Origin of the sequence: Pedobacter gandavensis (assembly GCF_032677645.1) — a bacterium.
Lineage (GTDB): Bacteria > Bacteroidota > Bacteroidia > Sphingobacteriales > Sphingobacteriaceae > Pedobacter > Pedobacter gandavensis_A.
Genome location: NZ_JAVTSB010000001.1, coordinates 251,607 through 272,333, shown reverse-complemented (window position 1 = coordinate 272,333; position 20,727 = coordinate 251,607). Strand labels below are relative to the sequence as shown.

Here is a 20,727-nt window from a genome sequence, read left to right as displayed (position 1 = left end):
AACCCACAAGAAGAGTCCTGTTGTACTCAGGCTCAGGAGGTTGATTTAGCAAGAATCGGGTTTAATTTTATAGTCAAATGACTATTTTTGTATAATGCTGCCTTGCCCTTTCATCCTTGCTGTTCCCGCTGATTTTAACTTCGGAGAGTGTCTTTGGTTTTTAGACCGGGGCTTTGACGATTGCCTGTATCAAGTGGATAAAGATAAGGTGTGCAAAGCGATTCGGTTGAAAGAAGGAATAGCACTGGTTCAGATTGAAAAGGGTGTTAGTGGGATAGGTAATAATATGGCTTCTGTTGCTCCTCATTTAATGGTTTCTGTTTTGAACAGATCATTAGCCCCCGCAGAAGAAACAGAACTGAGAATTTATCTCGACGAGTGGTTTGACCTCCAACTGGATCTTAATCCTTTTTATACCCTGATTACGCAGAACCCCCGCTTGTCTTTTATGAAAGAAGACTACTATGGCCTTCGGATGATCGGTATCCCTGATTTATTTGAGGCGATTTGCTGGGCAATCATCGGACAACAGATCAACTTAACCTTCGCTTATAAGCTAAAAAGGAAACTGGTAGAACGCTACGGCGAAACTTTAGATTTTCAGGGGAATCGCTATTTCTTATTCCCTGATCCTGCTGTTTTGGCAAAAGCAGCACCGGAAGATTTACAAGCAATGCAGTTTTCTCGAAGTAAGGCCAGTTATGTGTTGGAAATCGCAAAAGCTTTTGCTAACCAGCAACTCAGTAAAGCCGGATTGCGCGGAATGCCAGATCTTGCTGCCCGTCAAAAAGCGCTGGTCAGTGTAAAAGGGGTAGGAATCTGGACAGCAAACTATGCCTTAATGAAAAGCCTGAAGGAGCGTTCCTGTATTCCTCATGGCGATGCAGGGCTGTTGAATGCCTTGATCAATCTGGACCTGATTCAGGATAAAAAGGATGTTGCCGGTATAGCGGCCTTCTTTAATGACTATCCCGAATGGGAAAGTTATCTGGTATTTTACCTCTGGAGAACCCTTTCTAAGCGAGTTTAACCTCGTTCTTTGCCGCTTCCCAACCAATCATGGCTGTTTTTCGGGCAGCTCCCCAATGGTATTGGCCCAGCTCACCTGTAGATTTGATTACCCGGTGACAAGGGATCAGAAATGCAATCGGATTGCTACCCACTGCCGTTCCTACTGCACGATTGGCCTTTGGATTTCCGATGGTATTGGCAAGCTCAGCGTAAGTCGCCAGCTCCCCTGAAGGTACTTTTAAGAGGGTTTCCCATACTTTGATCTGAAAATCCGTACCCTTTAAATGGAGTTTTACCTCGGATAACCTGCTCCAGTCTGTACTGAATATATAAAGTGCGTTTTGTTGTAACTGATCCAATAGCTGCTGATACTGAGCATTGGGGAAGCGCTGTTGCAGTTCAGAAAATGCCAGGTCAGAATCATCAGAAAAGGCCATATAGCAGATGCCTTTAGCGGTAGAAGCGACCAATAAGGGGCCAAAAGGACTTTCAGCATAACTGTAATTGATCTGTAATTGCTGACCTCCGTTTTTGAATTCTCCGGGTGTCATTCCCTCAATTTTGATGAAAAGGTCATGTAACCTGCTGGTGCCCGATAAACCGGTCTCGTACGCTGCTTCAGCTAAATTGCCGCTTTGTTTTCTTAAAATACCCTTTGCATATTCTATGCTCAGGTATTGAAGAAACTGTTTCGGACTCACACCCGCCCATGTGCTAAACATCCGCTGAAAGTGAAAAGGACTTAAATGAACGTGTTCGGCAATTTCTTCTAAGGAAGGCTGTTGTTTAAAATTAGTCTTTAGGTATTCAATCGCCTTTTCAATTCTCTGGTAATCTATTTGATTGGATGTTTCCATGGTTTTAAAGTCTAATGTTCTCCTGGTTTGAAAATCTGAGCTCCGCTGTTTACTATTTACACCTCAAAATTAAGGGAGATAGCAGGAGGATAAAACCCGAAACTTGCGCAATCAGAAATTATTCCGCTTCCGGAACCGTATTACTTAAGCCTTCCAGTTGTTTATGTCTGTTTTCAGAAATCAGGATCTGGTGTTTCTGCTGCGTATCAGTCAATAGATTAATCAGGAGTTTCTTATTAGATGCAGAAAGCTCATGGAATAACAATTGATCTGCTTTGAATAAACTTTGATGTAACAGTTGCAAAAGCTTTTCACCTTTAGTACTCAACTTGATCAGCTTGGCTCTTTTATCCGCGGGATCACTTCTTTCGATCAGTAGACCTGCTTTTTTAATTCTGTTGAGGATGTCAATACCAGTAGATTGTTCAAAAAACACGGCTGCAATGACATCCGATTTTCTTGCTTCTTTGTGCCTGTCTATAGCCTTCATAAAGTAAAACCATTCCAGTTCAATGCCCGGATATTCCTTCAGTACGGCTTTGGCATAAATGACATGAATGGAGTTTAACTGACCGATAAGGCCGGCCAGTTCCTGATCTACGTCTTTATCTTGTAGCGTAACCGGTGTTTTATCCGATATATTCTGCCCTTTATGGTCCATCAAAAAATGACTGCAGAATTCCGCTGCATTGGCAGCGGGATTCTTGCTTTCATAATCGGCCCATGCCGTAATCAGTTCAACAATTGGTTTCATCATCCTGAATTCCTTTACTAAATTTAGTTTAGCGAGTTTAAATACTGACGGAAATATCCGCATTCTTCTATCGCTTCCTTATAAAACCGCGTGTCAGCGTATTGTTTTGCCAGTAAGGAGAAGTTCTGTCCAAAATACATCGGATGGATTTCTACACTCCAGGCATTGGCCCCTTTATTTTCAGGAAGATCAAATGATCTGTTATAACTCTCATTACGCTCGCATTTGCTGGCCATAAAAGTACAACGTGCCTGTTGTTCCTTGTTTTTTGTCGCCGCTCTGGCCATCAGGTAATACTTTTCAGCAAGTTTTCCGGAAAGGTATAACGGCCTGAATGGTGCCGGAACACTGAAAGCACTGCTGCCATAAGTATCGGTTAGGCTGGATACGTAAAAGTAGCGGTTATTGCCATAATAGCTGATGTTGTAATAGGCATTGGCTAACAGATAAGCGTTGTTGTATACATTTCTGCCGGCTTTAAGCTCTGCTTTCATATTTTTCATCATCCGGAGTAACTCCATGGAATTGAATTTTTTAGACTGTGCCATCTGCTGATCGCAATCGTGACAATCATTTAAACGCATATTAAATGGATTGGCCTGCAAAGTATCTTTCTGACGACTGGTTTTTGCTAAAAGCGGAATGGCCGCCTCCGGCTGATCCTGAAAAACAAGCGCTGTAGCCTGATAGAAATAAATATCGTCTAACTGGTAAGGGTAATAACGCAGCATGGCTTGTTCAAAAGCGGTTTGATTGTTATTCAACATCAGACTTTTCAATTGCTCAATCTGTTGGTTTTTGGTGTAAAACTCATTGTAACTTCTGAAAATAGTGGCCTTAACCGGGTTCCCTTGTTTTTTATATAAATCAGAAATTACGCCCAGACTTTCATTGAGCGACTGATAAAACCTAAGGTCAGGGATGGTGTCTTTTCCTTCTTTAAGATTGGCAAACCAGTTTAGTGGTTCTATCATTTTCGCCTCTGCTGCGGCATCAATCTTTTTCAATTGACGAACATATAATCCCCAGTCCAGAATTTTATATTGAGCCATTAACAGCTCATTGTCTGCCGGTAATTGTGTTTTTGCTGTTTTGTAAAACTTCGCTGCGGTGCTATAGTTTTTATCCAGGAAGTTTAAATATCCTGCGGCAAGGTTCCAGATATAAGGTTTTCCGGTGTTATTGGCCAGGGCAATTCCGCTGATTAATGCCGTGTTTTTCTTTAAGGTGGAGGTAGAATCTTCTTTTCCACCATAATAATTGCGGAAAGCGGATTCTGTAATGTTAATCGCCCTGCTCAGTAATAAGTCCAGCTTTTCTGATTTAGGATCTAAAGCAATGATTTCAGGAATCGCCCTTTCTGTATCGTAATAGATGCCCATTAAATGCCACAGGGTGATTTTCTCTTCTTTTGTCTTAGCCATCTCCAGACTTTGTTTCCAATCCGCATCTGCATCTGGACGGAAAGACCATTTTGCAGGAATCTTCATCTCATTTGAATAGTCGTAGCAAAGACTGAACAGGTAATTGGAAGTTGCATAATCACCTGCATAATAATGTCGTCCCGCTACATAACCCAACGTTCTGTAGTACATCATATTCTTAGGGAAGACGTCTTTGTATAGGTTAAAAGCAGCAATAGTTGAGGCATCTTTTAAGGGTTTTACACCGGCAGCTCTTTCCGAGAAATAGTAATAACGAACCAGTTGAAACCATAGTCTTTGCTTAATAAACGGGTCTTTTGCTTTTTTTAATGCCAATAGTAAGTCCGCCTCAAAAGCCTCAGGTGCGCTGAACTCCTGTTTCTCATCCCAATAGTAATAAGATTTATAGCCGGCTGCATAGGTTTCGCTTTTCTTGGCCAGACTCAGGTAGTCGAAGAAAGCATTCAATTGCTTTTTATTTATTTTCAGCTTCCTCAATTGAGGGAGACTATCCGGAAGGACTTCTAATTTCCCTTTGTAGTTCTGATATACGGAATCAATGCCTTTTTCACTGGCACGTAATAACAGATATTGAAGGTCAGTTTTGCTTAGTTTTTGTCCGAAATAATCAGACCATTCCTTTACAATTTGATCGTTGAAACGTGTATTGGAGTTATCATTGTCATAATTATAGTCCTTTACGTAGTACGCAGAAAAATCAGAGTAGAAAAAAGGAGTGTATTCTTTGGCCACAAAGGCTTCCGGACTGAAGCTCGAATAATCGTCGTCATAACCATAGTCGGCACAGGCCCAAACCACCCCGGCAAGGGATAGCGTAGATAGGCCGAGAATGATCAAAAACTTTTCCGGAACGTAACGTTTTAATAATTTAGCTGTTGAATTTAGCAGTTTCATAGGAGGTAGGGGAGTATGCTTTAGTGTTTTATATGGGTGTTTTTCGATGTTCAATGTTTTGCTGATTGGATGTATGATGAACGGTTAGTGTTTGTAAGCTTCGCCGATTAATCCTTTCCGTATTTAATAAGGTAAAGGTACGAATGGATAAGAATTTGCCCCTAAAATCTGCTGGAAATTTCCTGAAGAGCTTTGGCTTTAAACACCGCTGGGTCGAGGTTTCCAATTTCATAATAGATAATAGTTCTGTGCTCATCTTTGCTCAAATGTCTGGCCAGTTGTGTTGCAGCCTGGTCTAAAAGTTCCTGATCTGTTTCTTCCAATTTGAAAATGTCATCCGTTTTGACATAAACGCCTGCAATGAAAAAACTTCTGCAGGCTTTAAAGATATTTTTATGGACAGTAGTCCGGAAGTTCTTTTGATCCGACAAGATAGATTTGCCAATTTTACCATATACCTGAATAACTTTACCGTTTCTTATCTGGATAGACCAGGAGAATAGCGGCAAGGCAATATCTAGTGGTAAAAGGTATTTTGGGAGGTAGCTGATATAAGTTTCTGCATCTTTTTCATTATAAATGGAATTCGGATCAGTAGGATTGGCGGAGATCTTGCCCATATTGTAAAACATCAGGACGCCGCGGTCTACGGGAGGAACGCCGGTTTTGATTTGATATTTGACCTGATGTAATCTGATAGTGGCCTCCAGTTGTTTATTGCTGATGGCTTTGAAGGTCTTTAGAAAATGAAAGTACTTGTCTTTTGTACTCAGACTCCAGTCGCAATCAAATTGAACCCGATCATATTGGAGTTTTTGGCTGCCCGCCAGCTTTGCGATTAATTTGTGGCTGTGCATCGCCAGACTATCTACACCCGGTAGGCTCAGTTTTTCAAAGGTTTGATTGGTAATGAAAATCACCGGAATCAGCTTTGTACTTATCTTTTGCTTAAAGTTAATGACTGCCTCCGGATAAGCACGCTGCGCTTTTTTATCCCATTTTATGTCAAAGAAACGAAGGTAAAGCTGATGGCTGGCTACTTTTTCCAGCATTTCGTGTTGTGGCTTATCGAGGGAGAAGGTTTGTTTCCAATAATAAAAAGCAGTATCGGCCTTGCCCGGCCCTTGGCAAGCAGCCAGCACAGACAGACTGAGCAAGAGTAAAAAGAGACGTAAAAGATATAAGGAAGAAAAAGGGTGTTTCATTGTTTATCAAAAGTGTTTCAGTATTTATTCCGGTAGCTGCCGCAAAGTTAACCTTCTGTATGGTTCCATACTTAGGTATGACGCCAAACTTAGCTAAGATTCCAAAATATTTTTTGGAAATCACAATTATTCATCTACCTTTGTACTGTAATAAAAATAATTACAGAATGAACAACGCAAGATTCGCCATTTCTTTACACATCCTCACTTTGCTCGAAAAAGCGAAAGGGGAGTTGTTGTCTTCGGATTATATCGCGGGAAGCATCAATATCAACCCTGTTCTGGTCAGAAAGGAATTGATTAACCTTAGGAATCAGGGTTTTGTAGAAAGTAAAGAAGGTAAAAACGGGGGTAGTTTCCTGGCTAAATCAGCAGAAAGCATTACCTTAGATCAGGTTTATACCGCTGTAAGGCAAAATAATCTGTTAGGAACCTCTAAAAATGATCCTAATCCACAATGTCCGGTAGGTAAACAGATAAACCATCATTTAAATGCATTATACGATAGTACCGAGCAGGTTTTAATTCAGGAATTGTCTAAGAAAACTTTGGCTGATTTCAGCAACAAGTTCAGTTGATTTTTTTTAACCATAACTGTAACAAATAATATTACAATATAGAACTAAGATTAACATTACCTAATTAAATAAAATAGAAAATATGAAAGTATCATTAATTGGAGCGAGTGGTTTTGTAGGCTCACATTTATTAACAGAATTGTTAAACCGTGGTCACCAGGTGACGGGAATCGTAAGAACAGCAGCTCATGTAAAAGAAAAGAATGCACAGCTAACCGTAAAAGAAGTTGATGTATTAAACACAGTGGAATTATCGGAAGCGATTAAAGGATCTGATGCGGTAATCAGTGCTTTTAATGCAGGTTGGACCAATCCAAATCTTTACGTTGATTTTATTGCGGGAGCTGAAGCGATTCAGAAAGCAGTAAAAGATGCTGGTATACCCCGTTTAATTGTAATTGGTGGTGCCGGAAGTTTGTTTATTAACGACCAGCAACTGGTTGATGGTCCGGATTTTCCAGCTGATTATAAAGCAGGAGCAACCGCTGCCAGGGATTATCTGAATATCATCAAACAAGAAACGGAACTGGATTGGACGTTTTTTAGTCCGGCGATAGAAATGCATCCTGGGATTACAAGCGGACGTACCGGCCAATATCGTTTAGGCAGCGAAAACCCGGTATTTGATGAAGCCGGAAGATGCTCGCTTTCTGTACAGGATCTGGCAGTAGTTATTGTTGATGAACTGGAACAAGCCAAACATCTGAAACAAAGATTTACCGCAGGGTACTAATCAAAAGATTCAGGAAGGTCGCAGCACCTTGTAAATAAGCAGCCTGTAAATAAGCAACCTGTAAATTAGGGCCTTGTAAAAAAGTCTTGTAATTACCTGGCTTATAAATAAGTACCTGGTAGATAACAACCTTTCTCTGGATTTTAGCTCAGACTAGAATCCAGAGAAAGGTTTTTTTTATCAAACTAATCCAGCTTCTTTCTGCGAATACGCTATTATTGAAATCATGACGATCCGATTACTGGATTTTCAAATGAGATTGTGGTACTTTTGTCGCGAATAAAGATTGAGATGCCAGGAAAAATCATAAGAAAACATTACCGGAGAGCGAGATATGTATTGTATCGGGAAACTTTAATTGATGCAAAAGAGCATGTACTGACTTTTATCGGATCCTTTATAGGAATTGGTTTAATTGGATTATTAAACAGTCAATATATGGTTGCAAATGACAATCTATTTATGATTGGTTCATTTGGCGCTTCTTCCGTATTGATTTATGGAATTATCAACAGCCCGCTGGCACAGCCAAGGAACCTGATTGGTGGCCATGTCATCTGCGCAATCATAGGCGTAACCGTCTTAAAAGTAATTCCCAATGAAGTCTGGATTGCAGGTGCATTAGCAGTTTCTCTGTCTATTGTAGCCATGCAGATCACCAAAACGCTACATCCTCCGGGTGGAGCCACAGCGTTAATCGCGGTAACTGGTGGCGCCAAAATCAAGGAAATGGGTTATTTATATGTCTTATCGCCGGTATTCACTGGAGTCATGATCCTGTTTCTGGTCGCTTTAGTTTTCAATAATATGAGACATCGTCATTATCCGGCAAAACCGCTGTTTAGAAAAAGAAAACATCCTAAACACCCTGCCGCTTAAAGGAATATTTTCTTGATGCCCATGGAATAATGTTTTAGTATGGATTGGTCTGTTGTGGAGAAATAATACTATAAATATTAGTAATATAAATTGGTAGTCTTCAAAATAATACGGTAGTTCGTTGTGTCGGTAATCAGAGCGGTTACTGTTCATTAATCAATGACTAATCTGATGAAGATGAATAATTTTAGAAACAGTGTTTCCCTAACCGGGCTCGCAGGAGCAGATCCCATAGTTGTTAATTTTGCCGGAGAGCGAAAAGTGGCAAGGGTGAGAATGGGCATTAATGAGTTTTATAAGAACCATAATGGAGAGGCCGTTTGCAAGACGCAATGGGTTAGCCTGGTGTTTTGGAATAAGAAAGCAGAACTGGCAGAACTACTAATTAAGAAAGGAGTAGCCCTTAGTATTGAAGGAAGTCTAAAAGTGCAAAACTATGTTGATAAGCAGGGAGATCAACGATCCAGTACCGAGATCTTTGTGAATCACCTGGAGCTGGTCACGCAAACAGACGCCTGATAAAGCACGCCTGGGAAACAACTGCGTAGGATCGCACGCTTCACCTGGCATTACTGAAACCCAGCACTTAAAAAGCAGCGCTTTATAGATAAGATACATTTCGGGCAATGGCTCGAAATGTTTAGTTTCTTTTCAGCTGCAAGGAAAGGCCAGCATAATAATTTCTACCTGCTGCGGCATTATAATAACGCCCGCCCATGGCATTTAAGTCGTTTCCAAGGCTGTATTTGGTGTTTAAAAGATTGTCTGCTCCCGCAAATATTGCGATGGGGAAATTGCCGGCTTTTAAGGCTTTCCAGCTTAGTCTGGCCTGAATCAGGTGGTACTTTTTCGCATAAACGGTATTGGCATCATTTAAAGGGATGCTGGAAGTGTAATTGTGTTGTGCAAATAAAGACCATTTCCCGGGAAACTGAAGATCGATGCTGTTGATCAGCACCTGCTTTGGAACACCTGTTAATTGATTCCCCGAATAATCAGCAGTTTTATCTGTATAATGGTCAAACTTGAAATCACTTAGGGTAAAAGCATTATAGAACTGTAAACCACGGACGAATTTAGAAGGGTTGACCGGAATAATCCATAAAGAAAAGGAACTTTCCAGCCCCCATTGTTTGGTTCCCCCGGCATTGACAAAGTACTCGTTTTCCTGTTGATCTAAGCGTCTCACAATGGCATTTTGAAGGCGGTAATAAAATCCAGTCAGGTCAATGTGAAACCGCTGATCAGGACTTTGATAACGGATGCCTATTTCATGATTCCATCCGGATTCGGGTTGTAAGTCTACATTGATCACCTGGTTTGAAGCCCTGATTTCTGCTATGGTTGGTGGAGAATAGCCTTTACTCAGCGCAGCGCGCAAAGAAAGCTGCGGACTGAGTAAATACGATAAAGCGATCCTTGGCATCAGCTGAAAATCAAAGCGGTTGGTCTTTTTATCGCTGACTACAGGAGCAATGCTTTGGTAAGTATATTGGTAGAAATTACCACTTGCGGATAATTCCAATAGCCATTTGTGTAGGAAGTCAATGTTCAGGTGGACAAACCCAAAATTGGTAGCGGCTTTTAATTCGTCACTGGCCTTAAGTTCTGCCGGATTGCCCAGGTTATTATTGTAATTCACAATATCAGTGGAAGTTTGCGCACTTTCCAGTCCGATGTTGAACCGGTAATTGAAATGGGTAGTTTGCTCCTGATATTCCAGATAAGAGCGCAGACCAAAAGTCAGCTCTTTCCTTTTTTCGTAATTGGTGATGAAAGGATTTTTGAAGTCAGTATAAGAAGAGAAGATGGAAACAACATGCTTAAAATGATCATTAATGACCCAGTCGTTGGATAACCCGGTAAACAAGGTATTGCTGTAAATTCCTGCCTTTTGCTCAATGGCGCTTTTTATTGGGCCGGCAGCCGGTCTGGAAGCGGTTGGGCGCTCCAGATATTGTGCCTCATTTAAGCCTCCTGGCGTATCGTAATGTAAATCCGAATAGAAAATCAGTGCTTTTAGCTGGTTTCGCTTACTGTAATCCAGTTGTTGTGTAACCTGAAAATATTTGCGGTCCATCGCACTATGGTCGCGGTAACCATCGCTGCGCTGGTAGGCCTGAGTTAGGTTAATACTGTATTTTTTGAGCTGTTGTCCGACAGACACGCTTTGGCGAAAGCCACCATAGGAGCCGGTTTCTAATCTTAATGTCGCAGGGATGCTATCTGTGGCTGGTTGTTGCGATTCAATCAGAACCACTCCTCCGGAGTTGGCACCAAACAGACTTCCCTGTGGTCCTTTCAGAATCTGGATGCGGTTTAGGGCAGCAACATCTAAGGCATTCAGGTAACTATTTCCTCCGGCATCTGTTAAGGGAAATTCATCAAAATAGATCTTTACATTTCTGATCCCGAAAGGAGAGCGGAGTAAACTTCCGCGGATGGATAAACGGTAGCTACCCGGAGAACGTTCCTCCATCCGTATGCCGGGAACCGTGTTCATGGCAGATACTAATGAGCCTCCGGCTTGCTTTTCAAGCATAGAACGGTCAATCAAACCGATAGCCCCGGTGGCTCTTAATAAAGGTTGCGTAGAAAAATAAGGCTTAATCTCTACTTCTTTTAACCTGTTTATCGTATCCCGCTGCTGTGACACAGCGGAAAAAGAAAGTAATACCAGCGACACCGCTAAAAATGTTCTCATCGTAAACAAAGCTAATAATCCAAAAACAATTAAAGATTTTATAACGTTATGATGTTATAATTAGATCATTATGAGTACCGAAAAAAAGGATAAACTTCATCCGACAGACCTGGGAGAGACTAAAGATTTTGACAATTTGTCTTACGATAAAAACAAAAATAGCTTTGTATATGATGTAAGGGGGGAAGAAAAGGATTACGACCATCCATTACCATATGACACTTCCGCGCCAAATGGCGAGGATAGTAATTCTACCTATGATGAGGCAAATCCTTATATCGGATCTGAGTACAATGATGACGAACAAATCGGAGAAAACCTGGAAGAAGCAGGTATGCACATCGATTATGGCGAGATTGTTGCCCTGGCTGCCGAAGATGAATTACTGGCAAGAACTCCTGAAGACGAACGGGAAGACCTGGACGAAGAAGGTTACCCCATCAACGATACTCCGGAAACGACAAAGAAAGTTAAGGGTTTACGTCAAGGTTAAACTTACGGCGGAGCTCATCTAATTTAGGATTCTTCTCTAACAGAAACTGATATTTCTCGGTGCTGGTATACAGTCTGTTTACCACTTCGCGTGCCGCCTGAATCGTTTTCACAGAAACGCTAAAGTTTTTCAGTCTGGGTCTGATGAAATTCATCAGATCTACCATTTCTTCCTGTAACAGGGCTTCCTGAAGCTTATGTTCTACCTTAGCAATGATCACTTCTGTGCCTTCCAGCTGAGGTTCTGCACCAATCATCAGGGTGTAGATATTGATCTTCCCTGCTGTTTTTGCATCTTCCGCATACTGATTCCATAAGCTCAATAGCTGTTCTTCCGAAAAGGAATCTCTGGAATCTCCGCTGATATATTTTGGCTCATCGCTATCCACACCACCAGGTTTAGCATTCAAATCCGTTAAAGAAGGGATAAGTGTTCCTGTAGTATTGTTACCGTTCAGACTGATCTTTTGAGTTAAAGCAATTTTTGCAGTAGGGGCAGTTACCGATTTTACCGGCGCACTTACCGCTGCTGCGGGAATAGGTTTTGGCGCAGATTCAGTAGCAACAGTTGAACTATCTACCGTTGGAGCTGCAAGTGCCGAAGAAGAAGTAGCGACCGTAGATGATAACGACGGCGACGCTTGCGCTGAAACTGCTGCGGCAGAAGCAGGAGCTGCTGCGGGCGGACTTACATTAGTTTTTTTTTTAATCTGATTTTGATCAGTTGCAGCGTTTTGAAAAGGTTGTTGTGCAAGTTGCAGGACTGATGGAATGTGACACATTTTGATCAGTGCCAGTTCAACCTGAAGTCGCTGGTTCTTGCTGTTCTTGTAAATCAGGTCGCACTGATTGGCAAGATTTAAGGCGGTAAGGACAAAAGAAACAGGCGTCTGCTGACTTTGGCTGATATACTTTTGTTTAATATTTTCACTGACCTCGAGTAATTTCGTGGTCTGTGGGTCTTTGGCTACCAGTAGATTTCTAAGGTGACTGGCCAGTCCGTTAATGAAGTTATTCCCGTCAAAACCATTGTTCAGGATTTCATCAAAAAGGATCAGCGCATTGCTCACATCAGCGGTTAGCAAATATTGAGTCAGTTTAAAATAGTAATCATAATCCAGGATGTTCAGGTTATCGATTACCGATTTATAAGTTACATTCTTATTGGTATAACTCACAATCTGGTCAAACATGGAAAGGGCATCCCTTAAACCACCGTCTGCCTTTTGCGCAATAATATGAAGGCCATCTGCTTCTACACTGATACTTTCACGTTCTGCAATTTTATTCAGTAAGGTAGAAATATCATCAACCTGAATCCTGTTGAAGTCAAAAATCTGACAACGGGAAAGGATCGTTGGAAGGATCTTATGTTTTTCTGTAGTCGCTAATATAAATATAGCATAAGATGGTGGTTCCTCTAATGTTTTCAGGAACGCATTAAATGCATTCGCCGAAAGCATATGCACCTCATCAATGATATAGATCTTATATTTTCCGGCTTGTGGCGGAATACGAACCTGTTCAATCAGACTACGGATATCATCCACAGAATTATTGGAAGCCGCATCTAATTCATGAAAGTTAAAAGAATGACCGGTTTGAAATGAAACGCAGGAATCACAAGTACCACAGGCTTCCTGTTCAGAAGTCAGATTGGTACAATTGATTGTTTTGGCAAGAATCCTTGCACAAGTTGTTTTTCCTACTCCCCTCGGCCCACAGAATAAAAAGGCCTGAGCCAGTTGATTATTCTTGATGGCATTTTTAAGCGTACCTGTAATGTGATGTTGACCAACAACGGTTTCAAATGTTGCCGGACGGTATTTACGGGCTGAAACGATAAAATTCTCCATTCGACAACGAAATTATAAATTTTTTATGGAGGAGAAGGGATTTGTTGGAAAATAAAATGAATAGATTATGATATTATGCGTTTTTTGACTTTTATCAGTGTGCAATTAGTCTATTTACCTCGATACACTCTTTTAGATTTCCCCTGAGCAGACAGCATATCCACTGAGGTCTCAACTATCTATTTGGTAAACACTAAGATGATTTGATTTTTAATAATTTATTGCTACATTTGCGTCCCCGTATTTAATGCGGGAAATAAACATAAATTAATCATAACAATGAATCAGTACGAAACTGTTATCGTTCTAACCCCGTTGTTATCAGAAGAGGTTGCTAAAGAGGCATTAGCCAAATTCAGCAAAATCATCACTGATAGCGGAGCCGAGATTGTTCAAGAGGACAATTGGGGTTTGAGAAAATTAGCGTATCCGATTGAAAAGAAAGCAAGCGGATTCTTCCACCTTACAGAATACAAATCTTCAGGTGAATTAGTAAGTAAATTGGAATTAGAACTAAAACGTGATGAGCGTGTTCTACGTTTCCTTACCATTAGATTAGATCGTCATGCGGTTGCGTATAATGAGAAGAAACGCAGTGGTGCTTTTAACAAAAAACCTAAGAAAGAGGAGGTTGCAGGATAATGGCTAAAGATCAAATACAATATGTTACTGCTCCAAAAGTGGACGATAACAGAAAAAAATATTGCCGTTTCAAAAAGAACGGAATTAAATATATTGATTACAAAGACGCAAACTTTTTGTTAAAGTTCATCAATGATCAAGGTAAAATTTTACCTCGCCGTTTAACCGGTACTTCATTGAAATTCCAACGCAAAGTGGCACAAGCGGTAAAACGCTCACGTCATATTGGTTTGTTACCTTTTGTTGCTGACCAATTAAAATAGGAGCTGAGAAATGGAAATTATTTTAAAACAAGATATCAAATCCCTAGGGGAGAAAGACGATATCGTTAATGTAAAGCCAGGATACGGTCGTAACTACTTAATCCCACAAGGATTCGGTCAGTTGGCTACTCCTTCAGCGAAAAAAGTATTAGCAGAAAACTTGAAACAAGCTGCTTTTAAACAAGATAAAATTAAGAAAGATGCTGATGGTATCGCTGCACGTTTAGTAGATGTGAAGTTAACTATCGGTGCTAAAGCTGGTGAAACAGGAAAGATTTTTGGTGCAGTAAACACGATCATGATTTCTGACGCATTAAAACAACAAGGTTTTGATGTTGACCGTCGCCGTATTACTTTCGAAACTGAACCTAAATTTGTTGGTGAATATATCGCTAACTTAAACTTACACAAAGAAGTGAAAGTTAAAGTTCCTTTCGCAGTAGTAGCTGAGTAATCTTATCTACACGATATAAAAAAGGGTTCTGATTCATCAGAGCCCTTTTTTTATGCCTTTTTTGCCGCCCAACAGATAGGGAATTCCCCAATCTTCTTACCTTTGGATAATGGCAACCAAGAAACGCAATCCTCGAAGCACTAAAAGCCCTTTATTTAAAAAGATAACCAGCATCGTCACCAAGGTATTCCTTTGGTTTTTGATGGTCTCTGTACTGTGGGTGCTGTTTTACCGTTTTGTGAATCCGCCAATCACCTTATTGATGATCCAAAGGAATATCGAGCGTAAAGCCGACGGTAAACCTTATAAAATGGAGAAGAAATGGGTGCCCTTTGACGAGATTTCCGACAATATGAAAAGAGCTGCGGTATCTGCCGAAGATCAGCTTTTCCTGAAACATATCGGTTTTGATGTCAAAGCCATAGAAAAAGCTTTTGCTGGTAATCAGAAAGGTAAAAAGATCAAAGGAGGAAGTACCATTTCCCAGCAAACCGCTAAAAATGTATTCCTATGGCCTGGCCGTTCCTGGATTCGTAAAGGTTTTGAAGCTTACTTCACTTTGCTTATTGAAATTTTCTGGAGTAAAGAGCGGATTCTGGAAGTTTATCTCAACGTAATAGAGATGGGGGACGGGATTTATGGCGCAGAAGCTGCCTCACAGGCTTACTACGGAAAGTCCTGCCGGAAGTTGAGCAGAGCCCAGGCCGCATTAATCGCAGCTTGCTTCCCCAATCCAATCCGCTGGTCTCCTAAACATGCAACGCCTTATATTCGCCATAGACAATACCTGATCATGAAAAACATGCGCAGGTTAGGTCCGCTTGATTTTTAATAATTACCAGGCTAATCTGCCATTAAAAACGTTAATAAGATGATGAGATTTAAAATAAACTACCTTCTGTCTGGATTACTGCTCTTTTTTTGCAGTACAGTTTACGGACAACAGAAATATGTGATGGTGATTCATGGCGGTGCCGGAACCATCCTGAAAAAGAACATGACTCCTGAAAAGGAAGCTGCTTATGTGGCCGGTTTAACCAAATCACTACAGGCCGGTTATGAAGCCATTAAATCGGGTAAATCGAGTCTGGATGCCGTAGAAGCAGCCATCCATGTGATGGAAGACTCACCCTTATTCAATGCAGGAAAAGGCGCTGTGTTTACCCATGACGGCAGGAATGAAATGGATGCCGCCATAATGGATGGTAAAACATTGATGGCCGGTGCTGTTGCCGGGGTAACGGTAATTAAAAACCCGATCAGCGCGGCAAGGGCTGTGATGGAGAAATCTGAGCATGTCATGATGGTAGGGCCAGGTGCCGAAGCTTTCGCGAAACAAGCGAAACTGGAAATTGTAGATCCTAAATATTTCTTTACTCAGGAACGTTGGGACGGTCTGCAAAAAGCGATTCAACAAGATTCTGTGAAAACAGTACTAGACCATGGTAGTAAGAAAACAGAGAAATTAGGCACTCTCAATAGAGACTATAAATTCGGTACCGTTGGTGCCGTAGCCTTAGATAAAGCCGGAAATCTGGCAGCAGGAACCTCTACTGGTGGCATGACCAATAAAAAATACGGCAGGGTAGGAGACGCTCCGATTATAGGTGCTGGTACTTATGCAAACAATGCAACCGCAGGAATTTCATGCACCGGCTGGGGAGAGTTTTACATCAGAAATGTAGTTGCTTATGATATTTCTGCCATGATGGAATATAAAAAGATGACCGTAGCCGAAGCCTCAAAAGCCGCCATAGAAAAGGTTGGTAAAATGGGTGGTGACGGTGGTTTAATTGCGATGGATCAGCAAGGACATGTTGCTATGCCCTTCAATACCGCAGGCATGTACCGTGGTACCGTTACTGCAGATGGAAAAATCGAAGTACTCATCTATAAATAAAAAAACCACCCGTTATTTAATGGATGGTTTTTATAAAATATCATATTAGGAGTTGGTTATAGCAAGTGTGCAAACACTTTGCTATGCCAGCTTTGTTCAAAAGGAACTTCCCATTTCGTTTGGAATTCTTCCAGCGTCTGTACCATATTGTTGAAAACAATCGTCTCCGGAGTTACTTTTTTAATACTCACCAGGGTTTCAAAATCTTCTTTATTGGTCACAATGATCTGTCCGTCGATCATATAGGCCATATTGAACCTGTTGAAAAGATCAACTCCATATTCCTGTTCAATTTCTTTGATTACCCTTACGGAAGCGTCAATAGAACACCCCGTTGCGCCTGCACTGGCTTCATCTACTGTAATGACAATAAAGAAGTTGTAAAGTATGGATGCTTTGGCAGCTAACTGATGGCCATGCGCTTTCCATTGTGCCGTAAAATCATTCAGTTTTTGCTGAATGGCATTGGCTTCAGTTTCCGTAAATGCACGGTTGCTTTGGTATACCCAAACTTTTGATTGTGGAGAAAAAGACATACTTCAAATTTAGTAATTTATTTAAATTGATTTCTCTAAAACGTGATCATGATGAAAAAGTTTACATTAAACTTGAAAATATGCCTCTGGGTATTGTCATGCCTGATTTTTATGGCTTTCAAGGTGCAATCCTTTCTGGATGAGGAACTTGTTTATCTTCAGAAAAGGCTGACTGAACTCTACGACCATACTGCAGAAAATCATGAAGTCGAGCGTTACGAACTTAATGTTACCAACAGTGGGTTCTGCCGTTACAAGCGTTTTTTTTCCAACGGAAAAGTAGAGTATTTCTCCTTTAACCTGATGAAGTTTAAAGGTTTAGACTATGCGGGGACAGATACTACGGGACGGTTGTTTTTCCTCACCAAAGGTGAGGATGTCATCGTGCAAACGTATAATGATAAAAAGGATGGAGATGTAGATAGCATGGCTTCTTTTATGGTGATCCCTACCAAAAAAATTGAAGCAAAAGATTTGTCTGAACTCTCTGGAAGGCTGATTAAAATGAACCAGCAGCTACAGGTTCAGAAATAGTATATACCTCGGTTTCTACATATCTGGAAGCCACAATGATTTCTGTCTCCCCGGCATGTTCCTTAAACAGGTTGGCCACCAGATCCGGACAGTTGTTGTCTTTGGAAAGGTGAGAAAGGAGCAAGTGACTCATAAAAGCGGGTTTATGTGCTGTAAAGAGTTCCAATGCCAGCTTGTTAGACAAGTGACCTCTTCCTCCGCTGATTCTTTGCTTTAGGAAATAAGGATAAGCGCTTTTACTCAGCAAATCATCGTCGTAATTAGCTTCCAGGAAAGCAGCATGACACTGCTTAAAATAATGCGTCAGCTGTTCGCAAACAGCTCCCAGATCCGTAAAGACACCAATATTAGTCTCCCCATAGGAAACCATAAAGCTATAAGGTTCCGAAGCGTCATGTATTTTAGGGAAACCAGTGATCGACAGGTTTCCCACCATAATCGCCTGATGCGCTGGTAATGCCCGGATTAAATCAGATCTAAGATCAAACTTGCAGCCGTTTAAAGTACCATTGGTAATGTACACCGGTAAATTGAACTTTTTAGAAAGCACAGACAGTCCTTTGATGTGGTCTGTATGTTCATGAGAAATAAAAATCGCCCGCACCTTATCCATACTCAAACCTAATCTTGACATTCTCTTTTCAGTCTCGCGACAGGATAGTCCGGCATCCACAAGGATGGCATCCTCATCATTGCCCACATAATAGCAATTGCCGTTACTACCCGAATTTAAAGAGGCAATAGAAAGTTGATTATAAGCCATTCGCTCTGGCCGTAATTTCTGCAATGTCTAACACCTGTACATTTTTCTCCTGATCTTTCATTTTCACACCATCACTAAGCATGGTCATGCAGAAAGGACAAGAAGCCGCAATTACCTGTGGCTGGGTTTCTAAAGCTTCTTCAATTCTTTCGATATTGATGTCTTTATTTCCTTTTTCAGGCTCTTTGAACATCTGTGCGCCACCGGCACCGCAGCATAATCCATTAGATTTACAGCGTTTCATCTCTACCAACTGTGCATCAAGCACCTCTAATGCTTTACGTGGAGCCTCATAAACGTCGTTTCCGCGACCTAAATAGCAGGGATCATGGTAAGTGATCTTTTTACCTTTGAAACTCTCTCCGCCTTCTGCTTTGAGTTTTCCATCGTTGATCAGATCCTGTATCAATTGAGTATGGTGAATCACTTCATAACTGCCACCTAATCCCGGATATTCGTTTTTAATGGTATTGAAGCAATGCGGGCATCCGGTTACAATCTTTTTAATGTTGTAGCCATTCAGGACCTCAATATTGGTCATGGCCTGCATCTGGAACAGGAATTCATTTCCTGCACGTTTTGCCGGATCTCCGGTACAACTTTCTTCCGTTCCGAGAACGGCATATTTGATACCTACATGATGTAGGATTTTACATATATCACGAGTGGTTTTTTGTGCTCTTTCATCATAACTACCGGCACAACCTACCCAAAAAAGGATTTCCGGTTCTTCGCCTCTCGCTATCATTTGTGCCATTGTAGGCACCTCAAAATTTAGTTGCTCGCTCATCTTAGCTCGATATCAGATTTAATATTTTGATTAACTTTCTTTTGCCCAGTTCAACCTGTCGGCCGGAGAGTACTTCCATGGGGCGCCATTATTCTCAATGTTACCCAGCATCGCATTGATACTGGCCGGAGCCTGCGACTCTTCCATCACTGCATATCTTCTCAGTTCGGTAATGATAGACAAGGGGTCAATGTTGATTGGACAAGCTTGTGTACAGGCATTACAGCTGGTACAAGCCCATATTTCTTCTCTGCTGATGTAAGAGTCTATTAATGACTTTCCATCATCAAATCCGTTTCCGATTTTATCAATGTTTTTCCCTACTTCCTCTAAACGGTCGCGGGTATCCATCATGATTTTTCTTGGAGACAATAGCTTTCCAGTGATGTTTGCCGGACATACCGAGGTACATCTGCCACACTCAGTACAGGTGTAGGCATTCATCAGGTTCACCCAGCTCAGGTCGTTCACATCTTTAGCGCCAAATTTACCAGCTTCTGCTTCCGGAGGTGTAAATGAAGGATCAAGCATCGCTTTTACCTCATTGGTTACACTCTGCATATTGGTAAATTCTCCCTTAGGCTCCAGATTGGAGAAATAAGTATTTGGAAAGGCAAACAGGATATGGAAATGTTTCGAGTAGGGCAGGTAGTTCAGGAAGGCTAAAATACCGATGATGTGGAACCACCAGCAGCCTCTTTCTATCGCAATAAGGGCTCCTTCTGAATTTGGTAAGAGGTTAGACAGGAATTGACTCACCGGAAAAGATCCGGCTACGGTATAGTGTGAGGCACCCATGGCCTGTAATTTTGCATCTGCTGCGTTCATCAGTAAGAAGGCAGTCATCAGTAAGATCTCGGTGATCAGGATGTAGTTGGCATCAGATTTAGGCCAGGTAGTCATTTCGACGCCACTGAACCTTTTTAATTTAAGTACATTCCTTCGGATCAGGAATACCGCACAGCCCAGCCACACGCCTAAAGCCAGAATTTCGAAAGAACCAATTAAGAAGTTGTAGATAGGGCCGAGGCCGCCAAAAATCCGGTGTGTACCGAAAACACCATCGATCATAATCTCTAATACTTCGATATTGATGATGATAAAGCCTGCGTAAACCACTAAATGCAGTAATGCAGGAACCGGACGGAAAAACATTTTCGTTTGTCCGAGCGCTACTTTGACCATCGTCATGAACCTTTTTTGAGGTTGATCAGTTCGGTCGGCCGCTTTTCCGATACGGATGTTGCGGATAACTTTCTTTAAATTATAACTGAACAAGGCTATTGCTGCCAGCGTAATTGCTATAAATAGGATTTGTAACACCATTTTTCTGATTCTGATTATAGTGTTGCTAAGTTAAAAGAAATCCCGTAAAACAAATTACTATGCAAGCATAAAAACAAGGTTAATTTTATTTTTAAATAAAAAAAGAAGATT

The 20,727-nt window shown here is 41.2% G+C and carries 22 protein-coding genes; 12 read left to right on the top strand and 10 right to left on the bottom strand.

All coding sequences use genetic code 11. The features are described from left to right. Positions 1-94: 94 nt before the first annotated feature. Positions 95-1,030 (top strand): DNA-3-methyladenine glycosylase family protein, encoded by a 936-nt coding sequence (locus R2Q66_RS01110; protein WP_316746026.1) that lies wholly within the window; start codon positions 95-97, stop codon positions 1,028-1,030. Here R2Q66_RS01110 and R2Q66_RS01105 read toward each other — a convergent pair. The 4 genes from R2Q66_RS01105 to R2Q66_RS01090 form a co-directional block, all read right to left on the bottom strand. Beyond that, entirely contained in the window at positions 1,017-1,868 is an 852-nt protein-coding gene (locus tag R2Q66_RS01105) for a methylated-DNA--[protein]-cysteine S-methyltransferase (protein WP_316746024.1), read from the bottom strand. The genes R2Q66_RS01110 and R2Q66_RS01105 overlap by 14 nt on opposite strands. Positions 1,869-1,986: 118 nt before the next feature. Then, positions 1,987-2,625: a MarR family transcriptional regulator gene (locus R2Q66_RS01100; RefSeq protein ID WP_316746022.1), complete on the bottom strand. Its 639-nt coding sequence runs from the start codon at positions 2,623-2,625 to the stop codon at positions 1,987-1,989. Positions 2,626-2,645: 20 nt separating this feature from the next. Further along, positions 2,646-4,961, bottom strand: a complete 2,316-nt coding sequence (locus R2Q66_RS01095) for a hypothetical protein (RefSeq protein ID WP_316746020.1) — start codon at positions 4,959-4,961, stop codon at positions 2,646-2,648. Between the two features lie 161 nt (positions 4,962-5,122). Further along, the gene (locus R2Q66_RS01090) at positions 5,123-6,166 is read right to left on the bottom strand and encodes a hypothetical protein (RefSeq protein WP_316746018.1); all 1,044 of its coding nucleotides are present in this window, start codon (positions 6,164-6,166) and stop codon (positions 5,123-5,125) included. Between the two features lie 167 nt (positions 6,167-6,333). Here R2Q66_RS01090 and R2Q66_RS01085 point away from each other — a divergent pair, with 167 nt between their 5' ends. The 4 genes from R2Q66_RS01085 (at position 6,334) to R2Q66_RS01070 (ending at position 8,875) form a co-directional block, all read left to right on the top strand. Continuing rightward, the gene (locus tag R2Q66_RS01085; protein ID WP_316746016.1) at positions 6,334-6,744 is read left to right on the top strand and encodes an Rrf2 family transcriptional regulator; all 411 of its coding nucleotides are present in this window, start codon (positions 6,334-6,336) and stop codon (positions 6,742-6,744) included. An 82-nt stretch (positions 6,745-6,826) separates the two neighbouring features. Next, entirely contained in the window at positions 6,827-7,477 is a 651-nt protein-coding gene (locus R2Q66_RS01080) for an NAD(P)-dependent oxidoreductase (RefSeq protein WP_316746014.1), read from the top strand. A gap of 291 nt (positions 7,478-7,768) precedes the next feature. Next, on the top strand, positions 7,769-8,356 hold the full coding sequence (locus R2Q66_RS01075; RefSeq protein WP_316746012.1) for an HPP family protein: 588 nt from the start codon (positions 7,769-7,771) through the stop codon (positions 8,354-8,356). Positions 8,357-8,533: 177 nt separating this feature from the next. Further along, complete coding sequence (locus tag R2Q66_RS01070; RefSeq protein ID WP_316746010.1) at positions 8,534-8,875, top strand: single-stranded DNA-binding protein; 342 nt, start codon at positions 8,534-8,536, stop codon at positions 8,873-8,875. A gap of 121 nt (positions 8,876-8,996) precedes the next feature. Here R2Q66_RS01070 and R2Q66_RS01065 read toward each other — a convergent pair whose 3' ends face one another. Beyond that, positions 8,997-11,060: a TonB-dependent receptor gene (locus tag R2Q66_RS01065; RefSeq protein WP_316746007.1), complete on the bottom strand. Its 2,064-nt coding sequence runs from the start codon at positions 11,058-11,060 to the stop codon at positions 8,997-8,999. Between the two features lie 70 nt (positions 11,061-11,130). Between R2Q66_RS01065 and R2Q66_RS01060 the strand changes: the two genes are divergently transcribed. Beyond that, positions 11,131-11,553, top strand: coding sequence for a hypothetical protein (locus R2Q66_RS01060; RefSeq protein ID WP_316746005.1), 423 nt, complete (start codon positions 11,131-11,133; stop codon positions 11,551-11,553). On the opposite strand, the gene R2Q66_RS01055 is transcribed toward R2Q66_RS01060, so the two are convergent. Next, positions 11,531-13,408: a DNA polymerase III subunit gamma/tau gene (locus R2Q66_RS01055; RefSeq protein ID WP_316746003.1), complete on the bottom strand. Its 1,878-nt coding sequence runs from the start codon at positions 13,406-13,408 to the stop codon at positions 11,531-11,533. The genes R2Q66_RS01060 and R2Q66_RS01055 overlap by 23 nt on opposite strands. 279 nt (positions 13,409-13,687) lie before the next feature. On the opposite strand from R2Q66_RS01055, the gene rpsF reads away from it, so the two are divergent. The 5 genes from rpsF to R2Q66_RS01030 all read left to right on the top strand — a co-directional run bounded on the left by rpsF (position 13,688) and on the right by R2Q66_RS01030 (position 16,667). Then, a complete protein-coding gene (rpsF, locus tag R2Q66_RS01050) occupies positions 13,688-14,050 on the top strand; it encodes a 30S ribosomal protein S6 (protein ID WP_062550348.1) in 363 nt (120 codons plus the stop codon). Next, positions 14,050-14,313, top strand: coding sequence for a 30S ribosomal protein S18 (rpsR, locus tag R2Q66_RS01045; protein ID WP_008244392.1), 264 nt, complete (start codon positions 14,050-14,052; stop codon positions 14,311-14,313). Before rpsF ends, rpsR begins: the two co-directional genes overlap by 1 nt. A gap of 10 nt (positions 14,314-14,323) precedes the next feature. Beyond that, entirely contained in the window at positions 14,324-14,767 is a 444-nt protein-coding gene (gene rplI / locus R2Q66_RS01040; protein WP_265840761.1) for a 50S ribosomal protein L9, read from the top strand. Between the two features lie 109 nt (positions 14,768-14,876). After that, positions 14,877-15,599 (top strand): monofunctional biosynthetic peptidoglycan transglycosylase, encoded by a 723-nt coding sequence (mtgA, locus tag R2Q66_RS01035; RefSeq protein ID WP_316745998.1) that lies wholly within the window; start codon positions 14,877-14,879, stop codon positions 15,597-15,599. A 39-nt stretch (positions 15,600-15,638) separates the two neighbouring features. Beyond that, positions 15,639-16,667: an isoaspartyl peptidase/L-asparaginase gene (locus tag R2Q66_RS01030; protein WP_316745995.1), complete on the top strand. Its 1,029-nt coding sequence runs from the start codon at positions 15,639-15,641 to the stop codon at positions 16,665-16,667. A gap of 56 nt (positions 16,668-16,723) precedes the next feature. Here R2Q66_RS01030 and R2Q66_RS01025 read toward each other — a convergent pair whose 3' ends face one another. Continuing rightward, positions 16,724-17,203 (bottom strand): ABC transporter ATPase, encoded by a 480-nt coding sequence (locus R2Q66_RS01025; protein WP_316745993.1) that lies wholly within the window; start codon positions 17,201-17,203, stop codon positions 16,724-16,726. 48 nt (positions 17,204-17,251) lie between these two features. Between R2Q66_RS01025 and R2Q66_RS01020 the strand changes: the two genes are divergently transcribed. Then, complete coding sequence (locus R2Q66_RS01020; RefSeq protein ID WP_316745991.1) at positions 17,252-17,737, top strand: hypothetical protein; 486 nt, start codon at positions 17,252-17,254, stop codon at positions 17,735-17,737. On the opposite strand, the gene R2Q66_RS01015 is transcribed toward R2Q66_RS01020, so the two are convergent. From R2Q66_RS01015 to R2Q66_RS01005, 3 genes are read right to left on the bottom strand one after another with little or no spacing between them, the layout of a single operon-like run. Then, positions 17,703-18,500, bottom strand: coding sequence for an MBL fold metallo-hydrolase (locus tag R2Q66_RS01015; protein WP_316745989.1), 798 nt, complete (start codon positions 18,498-18,500; stop codon positions 17,703-17,705). The genes R2Q66_RS01020 and R2Q66_RS01015 overlap by 35 nt on opposite strands. Beyond that, positions 18,490-19,290: a (Fe-S)-binding protein gene (locus R2Q66_RS01010; protein ID WP_316745987.1), complete on the bottom strand. Its 801-nt coding sequence runs from the start codon at positions 19,288-19,290 to the stop codon at positions 18,490-18,492. Before R2Q66_RS01010 ends, R2Q66_RS01015 begins: the two co-directional genes overlap by 11 nt. 30 nt (positions 19,291-19,320) lie before the next feature. Next, positions 19,321-20,616 carry a 4Fe-4S dicluster domain-containing protein gene (locus R2Q66_RS01005; protein ID WP_316745986.1) on the bottom strand — a complete coding sequence of 432 codons (1,296 nt, stop codon included), beginning with the start codon at positions 20,614-20,616 and terminating at the stop codon, positions 19,321-19,323. Positions 20,617-20,727 lie beyond the last annotated feature (111 nt).

Excerpts from the sequence above, each read along its gene's own strand:
- R2Q66_RS01085 (WP_316746016.1), top strand. The coding sequence starts at position 6,334 with ATGAACAACGCAAGATTCGCCATTTCTTTACACATCCTCACTTTGCTC.
- R2Q66_RS01110 (WP_316746026.1), top strand. The coding sequence starts at position 95 with ATGCTGCCTTGCCCTTTCATCCTTGCTGTTCCCGCTGATTTTAACTTC.
- R2Q66_RS01025 (WP_316745993.1), bottom strand. The coding sequence starts at position 17,203 with ATGTCTTTTTCTCCACAATCAAAAGTTTGGGTATACCAAAGCAACCGT.
- rpsR (WP_008244392.1), top strand. The coding sequence starts at position 14,050 with ATGGCTAAAGATCAAATACAATATGTTACTGCTCCAAAAGTGGACGAT.
- R2Q66_RS01095 (WP_316746020.1), bottom strand. The coding sequence starts at position 4,961 with ATGAAACTGCTAAATTCAACAGCTAAATTATTAAAACGTTACGTTCCG.
- R2Q66_RS01010 (WP_316745987.1), bottom strand. The coding sequence starts at position 19,290 with ATGAGCGAGCAACTAAATTTTGAGGTGCCTACAATGGCACAAATGATA.
- rplI (WP_265840761.1), top strand. The coding sequence starts at position 14,324 with ATGGAAATTATTTTAAAACAAGATATCAAATCCCTAGGGGAGAAAGAC.
- rpsF (WP_062550348.1), top strand. The coding sequence starts at position 13,688 with ATGAATCAGTACGAAACTGTTATCGTTCTAACCCCGTTGTTATCAGAA.
- R2Q66_RS01030 (WP_316745995.1), top strand. The coding sequence starts at position 15,639 with ATGATGAGATTTAAAATAAACTACCTTCTGTCTGGATTACTGCTCTTT.
- R2Q66_RS01015 (WP_316745989.1), bottom strand. The coding sequence starts at position 18,500 with ATGGCTTATAATCAACTTTCTATTGCCTCTTTAAATTCGGGTAGTAAC.
- R2Q66_RS01060 (WP_316746005.1), top strand. The coding sequence starts at position 11,131 with ATGAGTACCGAAAAAAAGGATAAACTTCATCCGACAGACCTGGGAGAG.
- R2Q66_RS01065 (WP_316746007.1), bottom strand. The coding sequence starts at position 11,060 with ATGAGAACATTTTTAGCGGTGTCGCTGGTATTACTTTCTTTTTCCGCT.
- R2Q66_RS01105 (WP_316746024.1), bottom strand. The coding sequence starts at position 1,868 with ATGGAAACATCCAATCAAATAGATTACCAGAGAATTGAAAAGGCGATT.
- R2Q66_RS01100 (WP_316746022.1), bottom strand. The coding sequence starts at position 2,625 with ATGATGAAACCAATTGTTGAACTGATTACGGCATGGGCCGATTATGAA.
- R2Q66_RS01090 (WP_316746018.1), bottom strand. The coding sequence starts at position 6,166 with ATGAAACACCCTTTTTCTTCCTTATATCTTTTACGTCTCTTTTTACTC.
- R2Q66_RS01075 (WP_316746012.1), top strand. The coding sequence starts at position 7,769 with ATGCCAGGAAAAATCATAAGAAAACATTACCGGAGAGCGAGATATGTA.
- R2Q66_RS01080 (WP_316746014.1), top strand. The coding sequence starts at position 6,827 with ATGAAAGTATCATTAATTGGAGCGAGTGGTTTTGTAGGCTCACATTTA.
- mtgA (WP_316745998.1), top strand. The coding sequence starts at position 14,877 with ATGGCAACCAAGAAACGCAATCCTCGAAGCACTAAAAGCCCTTTATTT.
- R2Q66_RS01005 (WP_316745986.1), bottom strand. The coding sequence starts at position 20,616 with ATGGTGTTACAAATCCTATTTATAGCAATTACGCTGGCAGCAATAGCC.
- R2Q66_RS01020 (WP_316745991.1), top strand. The coding sequence starts at position 17,252 with ATGATGAAAAAGTTTACATTAAACTTGAAAATATGCCTCTGGGTATTG.
- R2Q66_RS01070 (WP_316746010.1), top strand. The coding sequence starts at position 8,534 with ATGAATAATTTTAGAAACAGTGTTTCCCTAACCGGGCTCGCAGGAGCA.
- R2Q66_RS01055 (WP_316746003.1), bottom strand. The coding sequence starts at position 13,408 with ATGGAGAATTTTATCGTTTCAGCCCGTAAATACCGTCCGGCAACATTT.